The sequence below is a fragment of the Desulfococcus sp. genome, assembly GCF_050178255.1.
GTDB lineage: Bacteria > Desulfobacterota > Desulfobacteria > Desulfobacterales > Desulfococcaceae > Desulfococcus > Desulfococcus multivorans.
In genome coordinates, this window is sequence record NZ_JBFXGG010000003.1 from 18,025 (window position 1) to 32,653 (window position 14,629).

General features: G+C 57.0%; 12 protein-coding genes. 5 read left to right on the top strand and 7 right to left on the bottom strand.

The window, feature by feature from the left end; all coding sequences use genetic code 11:
• Positions 1-183: 183 nt before the first annotated feature.
• The 5 genes from xseA (at position 184) to fusA (ending at position 6,583) form a co-directional block, all read left to right on the top strand.
• The gene (gene xseA, locus AB7S84_RS01495; protein ID WP_020877542.1) at positions 184-1,548 is read left to right on the top strand and encodes an exodeoxyribonuclease VII large subunit; all 1,365 of its coding nucleotides are present in this window, start codon (positions 184-186) and stop codon (positions 1,546-1,548) included.
• Entirely contained in the window at positions 1,520-1,759 is a 240-nt protein-coding gene (xseB, locus tag AB7S84_RS01500; protein ID WP_040415575.1) for an exodeoxyribonuclease VII small subunit, read from the top strand. Before xseA ends, xseB begins: the two co-directional genes overlap by 29 nt.
• Positions 1,756-3,654, top strand: a complete 1,899-nt coding sequence (dxs, locus tag AB7S84_RS01505; protein ID WP_020877544.1) for a 1-deoxy-D-xylulose-5-phosphate synthase — start codon at positions 1,756-1,758, stop codon at positions 3,652-3,654. Before xseB ends, dxs begins: the two co-directional genes overlap by 4 nt.
• Positions 3,654-4,400: a TlyA family RNA methyltransferase gene (locus tag AB7S84_RS01510; protein ID WP_020877545.1), complete on the top strand. Its 747-nt coding sequence runs from the start codon at positions 3,654-3,656 to the stop codon at positions 4,398-4,400. The genes dxs and AB7S84_RS01510 overlap by 1 nt, the downstream gene beginning before the upstream one ends.
• 107 nt (positions 4,401-4,507) lie before the next feature.
• A complete protein-coding gene (gene fusA / locus AB7S84_RS01515; protein WP_020877546.1) occupies positions 4,508-6,583 on the top strand; it encodes an elongation factor G in 2,076 nt (691 codons plus the stop codon).
• Between the two features lie 32 nt (positions 6,584-6,615).
• On the opposite strand, the gene AB7S84_RS01520 is transcribed toward fusA, so the two are convergent.
• From AB7S84_RS01520 to AB7S84_RS01550, 7 genes are all read right to left on the bottom strand, one after another.
• Positions 6,616-7,410 (bottom strand): EI24 domain-containing protein, encoded by a 795-nt coding sequence (locus AB7S84_RS01520; RefSeq protein ID WP_428152788.1) that lies wholly within the window; start codon positions 7,408-7,410, stop codon positions 6,616-6,618.
• A gap of 7 nt (positions 7,411-7,417) precedes the next feature.
• A complete protein-coding gene (locus tag AB7S84_RS01525; protein ID WP_020877548.1) occupies positions 7,418-8,515 on the bottom strand; it encodes an SPL family radical SAM protein in 1,098 nt (365 codons plus the stop codon).
• Positions 8,516-8,532: 17 nt separating this feature from the next.
• A complete protein-coding gene (locus AB7S84_RS01530; RefSeq protein ID WP_020877549.1) occupies positions 8,533-9,165 on the bottom strand; it encodes an AAA family ATPase in 633 nt (210 codons plus the stop codon).
• A 154-nt stretch (positions 9,166-9,319) separates the two neighbouring features.
• Positions 9,320-9,967 carry a site-2 protease family protein gene (locus AB7S84_RS01535; protein ID WP_020877550.1) on the bottom strand — a complete coding sequence of 216 codons (648 nt, stop codon included), beginning with the start codon at positions 9,965-9,967 and terminating at the stop codon, positions 9,320-9,322.
• A 202-nt stretch (positions 9,968-10,169) separates the two neighbouring features.
• Entirely contained in the window at positions 10,170-12,200 is a 2,031-nt protein-coding gene (acs, locus tag AB7S84_RS01540; protein ID WP_020877551.1) for an acetate--CoA ligase, read from the bottom strand.
• 218 nt (positions 12,201-12,418) lie between these two features.
• Positions 12,419-13,741, bottom strand: coding sequence for an L-lactate MFS transporter (locus AB7S84_RS01545; RefSeq protein ID WP_020877552.1), 1,323 nt, complete (start codon positions 13,739-13,741; stop codon positions 12,419-12,421).
• A 122-nt stretch (positions 13,742-13,863) separates the two neighbouring features.
• Positions 13,864-14,463, bottom strand: a complete 600-nt coding sequence (locus AB7S84_RS01550) for a TetR/AcrR family transcriptional regulator (protein WP_020877553.1) — start codon at positions 14,461-14,463, stop codon at positions 13,864-13,866.
• Positions 14,464-14,629 lie beyond the last annotated feature (166 nt).

Below are 14,629 nucleotides of genomic sequence, written 5' to 3' on the forward strand. Positions count from 1 at the left end.
AAAGTTTACATAATATCCATTATCAGACGTTATGGATGCCGCCAAAGTTATTGAATCGCGCCGCCAAGTATGCTAAGGATGGCGCTCCGCGATGAAACCGGGTGTTAGAGTTATTCATTGAAATCGAAACCGAGGGATTGACATCGAAGGGAGGATGCGGCACGGACGTATCCGAGATTGACGATGCAGGCTGAGTTGCAACGAAAAATCTACACGGTCTCGGAGCTGACCGCCGACATTAAACATCTTCTCGAAGAGCGGTATCCGTTCGTCTGGATCTCCGGCGAGGTGTCCAATTTCCACGTACCGGCATCCAAGCATTTTTACTTCACGCTGAAGGATCAAAAATCCCAGATCAGCGGGATCATGTTCCGGGGTCAGAACCGAAACCTGAAGTTCATGCCCGAGGACGGTATGAGCATCGTCGGTTTAGGGCGGATCAGCGTCTATGAACCCCGCGGGAGCTACCAGATCATCTTCGAATATCTGGAACCCCGCGGCATCGGCGAGCTGCAGATCGCCTTTGAGCAGCTCAAATCCGGGCTTGCCGCGGAGGGGCTTTTCGACGAGGCCCACAAAAAACCGATTCCCTTCCTGCCGCGGAACATCGGGGTTGTGACATCCGGCACCGGCGCCGTGCTTCACGACATCATCAAGGTCGCCCATCGTCGTTTTCCGGGGGTCGGCATCCGTGTCGTTCCCGTCAAGGTCCAGGGTGCCGGCGCCGAGGATGAAATCGTTCGGGCCATCGCCCTGCTGAACCGAAAAGAGAGCGATGTCGATACGATCATCCTGGCCCGGGGCGGCGGATCCCTCGAGGATTTTCAGGCCTTCAATTCCGAAGCCGCGGCAAGGGCCGTATACGCATCCGACATCCCCGTTATTTCCGGCGTCGGTCATGAAACCGATTTTACCATCGTCGACTTTGTCGCTGATCTCAGGGCCCCCACCCCCTCGGCCGCGGCGGAGATGGCCGTGCCCCTGAAATCGGAGCTCGTCGGCAAACACATGGATCTTGCCGCTAAACTGTTCCGGTGGACCCAGCGATACATCACCCAAAAACGGCAGCGCGTGGCGGAGGTCTCCCGAAGGCTTGTCCACCCGAAGCGGCGGGTCGAGGACTTCCGGATGCGCCTGGAAGACCTGACGGATCGGCTTGCCGCGCGTTTCCGTGAGAAGCTGGAGCGGCAGAAAGAGCGCCTGAACTGGGAACGCCATCGCCTGCGGGTAAAGGCACCGACGGATTTGGCCGGACAGCTGGCTGCAAAACTCGAACGATGCCGAGTCGCCCTTTTCGATGTCGCCCGACGTCGGACCGGGGTGGAACGGATGCGAACAGAGGCGCTTCAGGGCCGCCTTGAGACCTTGAGTCCCATGGTGGTTCTGAAGCGGGGGTATAGTATCACACAGACCGTTCCGGAGGCCGAGATCGTTCGGAATGCGGGTCAGGTCGCGGTCGGCCAGGCGCTGGATGTGCGGGTTGCCGTCGGCGTCATTCGATGCCGCGTGGAAGAGAGGTTTGACATTGACGACGAAACAGACGTTTGAAAAGGCCATGGCCCAGCTGGAGGACATCGTTCGGGAGCTGGAGTCCGGAGACCTGACGCTTGAAAACGCCATGAAAAAGTTCGAGGAAGGGATGAAGCTCTCCAGATACTGCTCCCGGGTGCTGGATGAGACGGAAAAAAAGATCACCCTGCTGATGACCGATGAGGATGGCAACATCCAGGAGAAACCCCTTGACGAAGGATCGGATTGAGCGTGCTTGAAACCATCAACTCTCCGGCGGACCTAAAACAGCTGAAGATATCCGAGCTCTCCACTCTGGCCGAGGAGATCCGTAAGGTGATCGTGGACGTCGTCTCGCGAAACGGGGGGCATCTGGCTTCGAGTCTCGGCGCCGTCGAGCTGACCATCGCTCTCCATTACGTTTTCGAAACCCCTCGAGACAAGATCGTCTGGGACGTGGGTCACCAGTCATACGCTCACAAGCTTTTGACCGGCCGTCGGGAAAATTTCCAAACCCTCCGTCAATACCAGGGCATCAGCGGTTTCTCCAAACGAAGCGAAAGTCCTCATGACGCCTTCACCACGGGGCACAGCAGCACCTCCATATCCGCGGGTCTGGGCATGGCATGCGCCAAGCGCTTGAAAAAGGATCCCGCCAAGGTCATCAGCGTTATCGGAGACGGATCCATGACCGCGGGTCTCGCCTATGAAGGGCTCAACCAGGCGGGCGGCCTCCACAAGGACGAAAATATGATCGTTGTCCTCAATGACAACGACATGTCCATCTCCCGCAACGTGGGCGCCCTCTCCTCTTTCCTCAGCCGGACATTCTCCGCCAGATACCTGCAGGGATTTCGAAAGGAGTTCGGGGAATTCTTGAGATCAGTCCCTAAAATTGGCGATGACATCTATCAGCTGGCCAAACGATCCGAGGAATCCTTCAAAACATTCGTGACACCGGGAATGCTGTTCGAGGCCTTCAATTTCGATTATTTCGGTCCCATAAACGGCCACCGCTTGAGCCACTTGATCGATATCCTGAACAATATCAAGTTGCTCAATGAACCGGTCCTGTTGCACGTCACCACTCGGAAAGGCAAGGGGTACGGTCCGGCGGAAAAAAACCCGGTCTACTTTCACGGTGTCGGCTGTTTCGAGATCAAAACCGGCAACTGCATTTCCAAGGGCCATACGATCCCCACCTACACGCAGGTTTTCGGCGATACGATGGTGACGCTCGGCGAAAAGGACGACAAGATCGTGGCGGTAACAGCCGCCATGCCCGAGGGTACCGGGCTTGCCGCGTTCGCAAAGGCGTTCCCCGATCGCTTTTTCGATGTGGGCATCGCCGAACAGCACGGCGTCACCTTTGCCGCCGGCATGGCCGTTGAAGGATATCGACCGGTGGTGGCCATCTATTCCACTTTTCTGCAGCGGGCCTACGACCAGATCCTCCACGATGTCTGCCTCGAGAGCCTTCCCGTGGTGTTCGCCGTCGATCGCGGGGGTATCGTGGGAGAGGACGGCGCCACCCACCACGGTCTGTTCGATCTGTCTTTCCTGAGGAGTCTGCCCAACATGGTGCTGATGGCGCCCAGGGACGAAAACGAGCTCCGGCGTATGCTGGTCACGGCCCTGTCCCACAACGGCCCCATCGCGCTCCGGTATCCCCGGGGAAGCGGTGCAGGGGCGGTCCTGGAGGATCCGATCCGACCGTTGCCCATCGGCGCGGCCGAGCTGATCGAGGAAGGCGGCGACGTTGTGCTCCTGGCCATCGGGAGACCTGTCCTGGATGCCCTGGCGGCTCGCCGGCGGCTCGCCGCCGAAGGCATCGACGCCGCCGTCGTCAACGCCCGTTTTGTGAAGCCCGTGGACATGGCCCTCATCGGCGCTTTGGTTCAAAACGTTCAGCGGATCGTGACGGTGGAGGAAAATATCCGTCAGGGTGGTTTCGGCAGCGCGGTGCTCGAGGGCCTGAACGATGCCGGCATATCGGGATTCCGTATGGTGCGCGTGGGTATTGGGGATCAATTCGTGGAGCACGGCTCCCAGAAGATTCTCCGGAAAAAGCACGGTGTCGATGCCGACGGGATTGTAGAAGCGGCCCGACGGGTCTGCGGCCGCCATCCGTCGGGTCCGTCCTGATGGCGGCCGACAAAAAGCGGCTGGATCTTCGCGTCGTCGAGCTGGGGATGGCCCAGACCCGTCAGCGGGCCCGGGCCCTTGTCATGGCGGGAAAGATCCTGGTCAACGGCGTGCCGGTGGACAAACCAGGAGCGCTTGTCTCCACGTCCGATCCGATCCGCATGAAAGGGGAGGACATCCCTTATGTCAGCCGGGGAGGACTGAAACTGGCGGCCGGTCTGGCGGCCTTCCAGGTTTCGGTCCGGGGCAAGGCGTGCCTGGATGTCGGGGCTTCCACCGGCGGTTTTACCGACTGTCTTCTCCAGCACGGCGCGGCCCATGTTTATGCCGTGGATGTCGGGTATGGCCAACTGGCCTGGAAGTTGCGGGAAGATCCACGGGTGACGGTCATCGAGCGCACCAACATCCGCCTCATGGATCCGACGGCCCTCCCCTCCCCCGTCGATCTGGCGACCATCGACACTTCCTTCATTTCCCTCAAAATCGTCGTGCCGGCGGTCCTCGCGTTCATGAAACCGGGGGGGGGGATTCTGGCGTTGATCAAGCCGCAATTCGAAGTGGGAAAAGGAAACGTCGGAAAAGGCGGCGTCGTTCGGGATGCCGGGCTCCATGACCAGGTCATCGAGGCCCTTTCCGTCTTCTTCGAGGAGATCGGACTGCACCCCGGGGGGGTGGTCCCCTCCCCTGTACTTGGACCCAAAGGCAACCGGGAGTTCATCATTTTACTCAAGCTCCCTGAGTCCTGATGGAATTCGTCTTGATTTTTCGATATAAAACATATAAGAATTAACAATTTAGGGGGTAAATTTGAATTTTTCCATAAATTCAAAAAATAATGCAGAGAGGAGTTTAAATGGCTGAAATGGTTGATAAGTTGAGAAATATCGCCCTGGTTGGGCACGGCGGTGCCGGCAAAACATCCCTGGCCGAGGTGATGTTGTTTGACGCCGGTGTGACCAATCGAATCGGACGCGTGGAAGACGGCAACACCGCTATGGATTTTGAACCCGAGGAACTGAAACGGAGCTCAAGCATCTCAACCGGGCTGCATCAATTGACATGGAAAAAGCATACGGTCACGTTGCTCGACACGCCGGGAGATCAGAATTTCTTTACCGATACGAAGCTCTGCATGGAAGCCGCGGACGGCGCCGTTTTCGTTGTCGACGCCGTGGACGGCGTAAGGGTTCAGACCGAACAGGGGTGGGCGTTTGCCGGGGACTTCAACATGCCCTCCGCGATATTCATCAACCGGCTCGATCGCGACCGCTCCGATTTTCAGCGGACGCTCCAGGACATCCAGGAAAATTTCGACACCCCCAAACCGATCCTGCTGCAACTGCCCATCGGGAATGTGGCGGATTTCAAGGGCATCGTGGACCTGATCACCATGAAGGCCGGCGTTTACGACGCCGACGGGAAAATGGCGATGGAGGATATTCCGGCGGATATGCAGGAAGCTGCCGAGGCGGCCCGCGAGGAACTGATCGAGAACGTTGCCGAGGCGGACGACGCGCTCATCGAACGATATCTCGAAGGGGAAGTCCTGTCCGACGACGACATCAAGACGGCCCTTCGCAAAGGAACCCTCTCCCGGACGTTCGTGCCCGTCCTCTGCGGATCGGCCATCGCCAATGTCGGCATCAACCTGCTCATGGATTTCATCGTGAACGTCATGCCCTCCCCCGAGGACCGCGGCTCCAGGGTCGGCAAGCACCCCCACAAGGACCAGGAGGTCGAATGCATCCCCTCCCCCGATGCGCCGTTTTCCGCGTTCGTGTTCAAGACCATTGCGGATCCTTATGCCGGGCGTCTCAATCTGTTTCGGGTGGTCTCCGGAAAACTGGGCAGCGACGGAACCTTCTACAACAGCAACAAGGACACCAAGGAACGGTTCAACCAACTGCTGACGGTTCTGGGAAAAGAGCAGAAGCCGGCCAGGGAAGCTATTCCCGGTTCAATCCTGGCGGTGGCCAAACTGAAGGAAACCTTTACCGGCGACACCCTTTGCGACGATGGGAACAAGGTCCTCTTCAAATGCGCCGAACCCCTGCCCACCCTCATCTCTTTTGCCGTTTCAGCCAAAAACAAGGGCGATGAGGACAAGGTCTTCAGTTCCCTCACCAAGATCATGGAAGAGGACCTTGGTCTCAAACTGGATCGAAACTCCCAGACCAAGGAAATCCTTCTGTCCGGCAGAGGGCAGGTCCATATCGAGGTGGTGGTCGAAAAACTCAAGCGGAAGTTCAACGTGGAGGTGGCGCTCAATCTCCCCAAGGTGCCCTACAAGGAAACCATCAAGAAGAAGGTCCGGGTTCAGGGACGGCACAAGAAACAGACCGGCGGCCACGGCCAGTTCGGCGACTGCTGGATCCAGATGGAACCGATGCCCCGGGGCGCCGGCTTTGAATTCGTTGACGCCATTGTCGGCGGCGCCATTCCAAAGACCTATATCCCCGCCGTCGAGAAGGGGGTGATCGAAGCCTCCGAAAAGGGCATACTGGCGGGCTTTCCCTGCGTCGATTTCAGGGTTACCGTGGACGACGGCTCCTATCACACCGTCGATTCTTCTGAAATGGCCTTCAAGATCGCCGGCGCCCTTGCCTTCAAGAAAGCCGTAGAGCAGGCCAAGCCGGTGCTCCTCGAACCGATCATGAACGTTACGGTGGTCACTCCCGACGAATACATGGGGGACATCATGGGCGACCTCAACGGCCGACGCGGGCGGGTCCTGGGCATGGACACCGAGGGGAAGAACCAGGTCATCAAGGCCCAGGTGCCTTTGGCGGAATTTCTGACCTATGCCCCGGATTTAAGATCCATGACCGGCGGACGAGGCATGTACACCATGGAGTTCTCGCATTACGACGAAGTTCCGGCCCAGTTGGCGGAAAAGGTAATCGAAGAAGCCAACAAAGAGAAGGAATAAGATCCCGACCGGGGCAGCCCGGTCGATGGCTTTCAGCGACGCGCCGGGGAATCCGCTTCACGAGAAGGGGGTTTTCCGGCGTTTTTATTTACGGCGGCAACGGCGCAGAGGGTCGCGGCCACGGTGCCGTAAGCCGGCGCAATGAACCATCCCAGTATCGGGATGATCAGAAGCAGCATGAACCCCATTCCGATACCCGTGACCAGGGCACGGTGCCCCCGGGTGAAACGAACGCGATCCCGTACCGCGTAATTTTTCCGTTCCAGGGTATAATCGACCAGAGCGCACCCATTGAAATAGGCCTGGATCAGGAAGATGACCGCCGCGGAGATCACCGCGCCCACAATGGGGATCAGAATCATCAACCAGGCCGAGAGAACCAGCAGGACCATTCGGATCAGGTTCCTCAAGCTCAAATGAAGTCCCCTCAGAACGTCTTTCAACACCTGCCGGATCTGAAACGGTACGTCGGGGCCGTCCAGAATCTTCTTCTCCGTGATTTCAGAAAGATACCCCAATACCGGCGAAAAGAGGATCAGCACCACGGGCTGGTAGAGGATATACCCGCTGAGAAACAGGAGGCACCACAGCAGCAGGTGGGTGATGGTCGGCAAAAAGCCCCATTTCATGAATTCGGGAAGGTAATTCTGGTGAATGTGGGCGGCGATGTCACCGAAGTACAGGGCGCCGATGCTGATGAGCGCGATAAAAAAACTGAAACTCATCAGGCCCGGCAGGATCATGTAGGGCCAGAGACGGTGGCGCAGAATGGCCCGATGTGCTTTTGGGTAGTACCCGAGCGCCGTCAGGATGGATGAAATGGCCATGGACACCTCACGTCGTGAGATTGCAGTGTTGAATGGCGCTTTCGTCGAGCATCCAGGGAAGCCCCCCCTTTTCGGCCGGGGTGAATCCGAAGGATTTTTGCCACACCTCGTCGTCCTCCATGCAGAAATAGACCGTCACCTCGGGGGCGATCCGCCTGAGTGCGTCGTAGATGCGGCGGTAAAGGCGGATTCTGAGCGGCTTGAAATAGCGCATCTTCTCATCGATGCCTGGGACGAACTCGCCGTAAACAAGGGTTGAATCCGGAAACCGCTGCTGAATGGTCGGCTTCAAAGCAGGCATGAAACGGAAGGAGCCGATGCTGATCCAGACGATGTTTTCCGGAGAGACATGCTGGAAAATCTGCTCCACGACCTTTTCATACGCATCCTCGCAACCGTCATAAACGACCATGGGGTCGAAATGGAAGGCCACGGGATATCCCCAGGACGCGCAGTCCGCCGCGGCCCGGAGCCTTGCCGTGAGCGCGGCGGTTCCGCGTTCGTTCTGCCGGATCACCGTCTCGGTGTTGACGGACCATGCCGCGATGGTTTTGCGACGATGGTCCAGGTGTTTCAGGGCGTCGACGGCGGTGGTCTTGGTTTTCAGCTCCAGCACCGAATGGGTCTGCCGGGCAAATCTGGGCACCAGGACCCGTGAGAGATCGGTCCAGTATTCCCAGATCATGCTGTCGGTGAACTCGCCCGTTCCGATGCGACGAAACGTTTTTTGTTCGAAATGCCGGTCCAACTCACGGTGCATATCGTCGTGGTTGACGAAGTATTGCAGCACCGGGGGGTGAAAATAGGACTGCAGAATGCAATAGGCGCAGTCCATGGTGCAGAAGGTTCCCACATGGAGGATCATGTAGTCGCAACAGCGGTAATGGCGTGTTCCGGGACATTTTCGGATGAAGGGTCCGCGGTTCCGGGTGAGGAACAGCACCTCCTTTCCCTTTTGAACCGGGTCGTCATCAGCGGAAACCGCCTCGAAAACCTCCCGGGCCCCCGACACGACCACGGCGGGAACAGGGCGTCTCGACCGGATGGCGGCGACCAATGGGTGATCGGCCACCTCCTGGTCGATGTAGATCTGGGTTATGGGCAAGCAGGCCTTCTCTTTCCTTATTCCGCCAGGTGGCAGACCAGGTCCGCCACCATTCGGTAGACGAAGTCCGATGCCTCCTCCATACTCAATTTGCTCATGTTGAGCACCACATGATAGAGTTCCGGTTTATCGAAGTCCTTCTTGCCGAATCGTTTATAGAGGTTGGCACGCCGTTTTCCCATGGTTTCAACCACCTGGGTGGCTTCTCCATAGGAGAGACCGTAGTGCTTTTTCATGAAGTTGATGCGGTCCACCTTTTCGGCGATCAAAAGAATGTGAAAGGCCTTTGGATGGTCCTGGAGGATGTACTGCCCTCCCCTGCCGATGAAAACGATGTTGTCTTCCTTGGCGATCTGGGTGATGATCTCATGGAGGGATTCCACATACTTATCTTCATCCAGAAACCCTTTCTCTTTTCCGAGAATCCGCTCTACGTAAGACGTGGAGATGAGTCCCGACATGAATTTCTGGAGCGCTCCTCCGGCCTCCTTTTCGAAATCCTCCACCCAGTCTCTGGAGACATTCGCTTTTTCCGCTATTTTCTCAACGATTTCCTCATTGACAAGCGTATAGTTCAGCTTTTTGGCAATCAATTGCCCCAATGTCTTTCCGCCCGCGCCATACTGCCTGGAGATGGTAATCACTGCCATGAGAGACCTCCTTGAGATTGATGAAATATGGGTTCAGGTCGTCGATGCAATGCCGAGTGACGCCGTCGCCGGAATATCCGAAACAGGTATTTTGAACATAATCAAAAGAATATTCAGGGTCAAGAAAGAAATCCGTTGCATGGGCGCCCTGAGGTCAATCACTGATGATGAATTTGAATGCGCGGACAACCCATGGGTTCAACAGGGTGCTGACGGGTTTCCAGTGCGAAAACCGTTCGAAAAGGAAGATGCCGATCAGTATGTACGGACCCATGCGGGTATAGAGTTGGTGTGCATTTTTTCGGGGGTCCAGAAAGGTGCTGATCAGACTCGCTCCGGCGAGGGGCGGGATCGGAATCAAGTGGTAGACGGCGGTGGTGACGTTGACGATGGCGACCATGGTAAAAACCCGGTCCTGAGAACCCCAGTGGCTCAGCACCCAGACGATGCTTCCCGCGATGCCGGCCATGAGGAAATTGGCGACGGGTCCGCCGAATCGGACGAGGATGGCGGCAAGAGCCGGGTTGGCGAAGGGTGTCGTGTCGATATCGACCTTTCTGGGCCATCCGAACCCGGCGAGCAGAAAGGAGAGCGTCCCTAAAATATCGAGATGGAGAAAAGCATTGAAGTGGAAGCGACGGCTGCGGTCGGGTTGAACATCCCCCAGTGCCGTCGCTACGAAGGCCTGCCCTTCGGCATGGATCATAACGGCGAGTAGTGCGGAGATGACGAATGCCGTGACATCGTCGAGGGCCAGATGGGCGGCGCCGATAACATAGGGAACAGGTAAGGGTGTATCCACGATTCAGCCGGTTTCACAGTCGTATCAGGACCGGGGCCCTGGACTCTGTTTCATGAAGAAGGCAGGGGGCAACCCCCTGCCTTGTAAATAAGACATCGAATTATAAATTATTTATCAGAAATCACGGATCAACACAACTTTTTTTTCAACAGAGGGTCGTCGCTCCGAGGTCTTCGGAGCGACAGCCGCCTGTCTGCGCCGGTCATGCCATTTTCTTGATGGCCTCCACCACCTCCGGATTTGCGAGGGTCATGGTATCCCCAACATCGGTGCCGTTGGAGATGGCCGCGAGAATGCGTCGCATGATCTTGCCGGACCGGGTCTTGGGCATGTCGGGAACGATCCAGACCTTCCTCGCCTTGGCAATGGGGCCGATCTCATTGATCAAGGCCTTCTGGACCTTCTTGGCAATCTCGTCACTGGCTTCATAACCCGGCTTCAGGGACACGTACATATCCGGTTCCACGCCCTTGATCTCGTGTTTGACCGGGACGACGGCGGCCTCGGCGATCTCTTCCACCACCAGAGCGGCGGATTCGAGTTCCTTGGTGCCCAGACGGTGGCCGGAAACGTTGATAACATCGTCGATGCGGCCCAGGATCCGGACGTATCCGTCGTCGGCCATGATGGCGGCGTCACCGGTCAGGTACGGCCAATCCCGCCAGTCTTTGCTGTTGGGATTCTTGCAGTACCGTTCAAAATACTGACGGACGAAACGATCGCGGTCGCCCCAGATGGTCTGGAACATGCCCGGCCAGGGATTCTGGATGCAGATGTTCCCGGCCTTGCCCTCGCCGCTGGGGACTTCCTTGCCCTCGTCGTCCAGGATGATGGGATGGATGCCGGGCATTCCAGGTCCGGCGCTGCCGGGTTTCATGGCTTTGATGCCGGGCAGCGTGCTGCAGAGGAAGCCGCCGGTTTCCGTCTGCCACCACGTGTCGACGATGGCGGCCTTGCCTTTGCCGACGACGTGGTAGTACCACTTCCACACCTCGGGCTCGATGGGCTCACCCACGGTGGTCATGTGCTTGAAATCGTAATTGTACTTCGCCGGTTCGTCCGGACCGATCTTCCGGAGCGCACGAATGGCCGTGGGGGCGGTGTGAAAGATATTGACCCCCAGGTCCTGGGCGATCCGCCAGCACCGTCCGGCGTCGGGGTAATTGGGAATGCCTTCGTAAATGACCGTCGAGGCTGCCAGCGCCAACGGCCCGTAGACGATGTAGGAATGACCCGTGATCCAGCCGATGTCGGCCATGCACCAGTAGACGTCTTCCGGATGGATATCCTGGACATACTTGGATGTGGCGGTGACATAGGCCAGGTAGCCGCCGGTGCCGTGCTGGCAGCCCTTGGGCTTGCCGGTGGTGCCGCTGGTGTACATCAGGAAGAGGGGCGCCTCCGCCGGCATCTTGACGGGCTCGACCCGCTTCCCGTAGTATTTCTTCAAAACGTCGTTGACAAAGAAATCACGGCCTTCGACCATGGGCGTTTCGGCGGAGTATTTGCCGTTGTAGCGTTGCCACACGAGAACCTTTTTGACCTTCTGGCCTTGCTTGGTCGCCTCCTCGACGGCTTCGTCGGCCTTGATTTTGTGGTCGAGAAGCTTGCCGCCCCGGTAGTAGGCGTCCATGGTGATCAGGACTTCGCTTCCGGAGTCGACGATTCTGTCGGCGCAGGATTTGCCTGAGAATCCGCCGAAGACCTGGGAGTGGATGACGCCCAGCCGGCAAAGGGCCAGCATCGTGATGGGGAGTTCCGCGGACATGGGCATGTGAAGCGTGACCCGATCCCCGGCCTTCAGACCGCAGAAATCCTGAAGCAGGGCGGCAAATTCGTTGACCCGAACCCAGAGCTCCTGGTAGGTCACATGATCTACCCTCTCCTCCTCGAGTTCCGGAACGAAATGGATGGCGGTCTTGTTGCGATTCTTGGCCAGGTGGCGGTCGACGCAGTTATAGCTCGCGTTGATGAGCCCGCCCTTGAACCATTTGTAGCAGGGGGCGTCGCTGGTGTCGAGGATCTCGTCCCAGTACTTGTACCAGTCGAGAAGGTCCGCGTACTCCTTGAAGCAGTCGGGCACGTTTTCCAGGGAGAACCGATCGTATATGGTCTCATCCGTCATGTTCGCCTGGGCCACGAACTTTAATGTCGGCGGGTAGTAGTCTTCCTCTTTCCAATGGGATGCGATTTGGGCTTCAGAGACTTCAGTCATTTCAGGTTTTTCGGCCATGGTGTTTTTCTCCTTCGTCGTTTTGGTTAAATGGGTTGCGAACAACCGATTCATCAGTTCCGATAAATAGGGTGATCATTTTTTTGGTTTTTGGGTCTTTTTTTGCCGTGATCATCGAGCCGACCGTCTTATGGGATGCATCACCTCCCGCGCCGCTTCCTTCGTAAGGGGGTCGGGGCCTGAAGAACGTCCTTTTCAGACGTCCCTCAAGCGTTCTTCTATGCCTCCGAGGTCGCCGTTCCGCGGAATTTCGACCATTGCGGCCGTTTGGTGACCCGAGCCAGAATCACCGCCAGGACCAGCAGCGCTCCGGAGATATAGAAGGCGTATGCCAGGCTGCCGGTGAGGTCTTCAATGGTGCCGCCGATTCGGGCCATGAAGAAGCCGAGACCCCATCCGATAAAGACCAGGCCGTAGTTGAAACCCAGGTTTTTGGGGCCGTAGAAATCGGCCGTGAAGGACGGCATCAGGGAGAGACCGCCGCCGTACTGCCAGTAACCGACGCCCACCACGAGAAAGAGGAGGAAGACGTTGTTGGATGCGATGACGAAAGGAAGCATGAACATGCAGAGGGCCGAGACGCCGCAGTTGATCGTGTAGGCGTTGACGCGGCCGATCTTGTCGGAATACCATCCCGTGCCCACACGTCCGGAGGCGTTGACCAACCCCCCGAAAGAGACCAGGATCCAGGCATTGGCCATGAAGAAGGGCATCTCCTTTGCGGCCTTCAGCATCAGGCCGTTGGCGTTGGCGATGATCAGCAGACCGGATTGGGTGGTGAGGATGAACATGATGACCAGGGCGTAAAATTGCCACGTCTTGAACATTTCGGAGGCTTCCCAATCGTGAGACGTCGATTTGGCGACTTCGCCCACCCTCAGCGCTCTGGTTTTGGGGCCGGCCGGCGGAACATATCCGGGAGGCGGGGTTTTCAGCAGCTGGCCGGCGATGATGACGACCACCGCGAAAAAGACTCCCAGCCCGACGAAGCTTCCGGTGATACCGTAATTATCGATGAGCCACTGGCCCAGGGCGCCGATGTAGAGCGCCGCACCGCCGTATCCGCCGACCACCAGGCCCGAGATCAGCCCGCGCCTGTGAGGACCGAACCATTTCAGGGCCGCCGGTGTCGGAGCGGCGTAGCCGATGCCCATGCCGATGCCGCCCAGGATGCCGAACCCGATGATCAAACCGGCGTAGCTTTTCATGAGGCCGGCGACGATGCATCCAGTGGCCAGGCAGAGCCCGCCCAGGACCGCACCGAATTTGGGGCTGATTCTATCCTGGATTCTGCCGCCGGGGATCATCAGAAGTGCGAAGATGATGACGCAGAGGGAAAAGGGCGTTGCGGCCTGGGCGTTGTTCAGATAAATCCACCCTTCGTTGACACCGCTCATGATTTGGCCGGCCCGGTCGGTGTTGACCAGGGCGGTCTTCCAGATACTCCACGCATAGAGGATGCCGAGACAGAGGTTGATCGCCGTTCCAGCGAAGGTCGTGATCCACGCTTGTGCGGGTTCTTTGGTAAGTTGTTCAGCCATACTTGTTGCCTCCTTTGTTTGGATACCCGTGATTTATGTTAAAGAATCATGACGCCTGCATTGAAATTGATGTTGCCTTCCGTTTCATTCCTCTTCGATTAACGACGTGCTTCTCCCCCCTTTCATAAGGTTTTCTTCAACAGCTTTGTTTTTATCCCCCGACGGAATATGTCGAATGCCGTATCCAGGGTCTTTTCCAGAAAATCCTTGTCGCCTTCGATCATCTTTTTGCTTTCTTCCCAGAGGACGATGCCGGAAAACATCGACCAGATGATGTCCGCGAGGACCATCGCAGGCTTGTCGATGACGGCGCCGTTGTGGATCTCCTCGTCGAACAGTCTGGCGATGATGGTCAGCGAGTTCCTGGATAGTTTCTTGATGTCGGCGATGAGGTCGGAGGATAAATTTTTCAGGGTTTCACTAGACTGGAGGTGGAACATATTGATCAGCATCAGGGGGTCGAATTTGTAGACATCGTGCATGGCTTCTCTGAGGGCTTCAATCTTCTGGTCGACCGTCAACCGTTTCCGGTTGTCGGCCACGTGCCCCAACCGGATGTTGAGATACTGGAGAATACGGATCGAGAGCGAAGAAAAGAGCTCGTCCTTGTTTTTGAAGTAAAGATACAGGGTCCCGGGGCTCAACTCCGCTTCCTTGGCAATGTCCTCCATGGTCGCCTTGTTGAAACCTTTCGTGGAAAAGACACGTTTTGCCGCAATCATGATTTGCTGGCGCCTGCGTTCTTTTTCCCGTTTTTTTCGTTCCTGTATTCCCATAATTTACTGAACCGAATTTATTTGTTTGAGTGGACTATGAATTATATGAAAAAATTAGTCAAGAAAAAAATATTTATTAATTAAAAAATTATGAAAAAAATAAGAATACAGC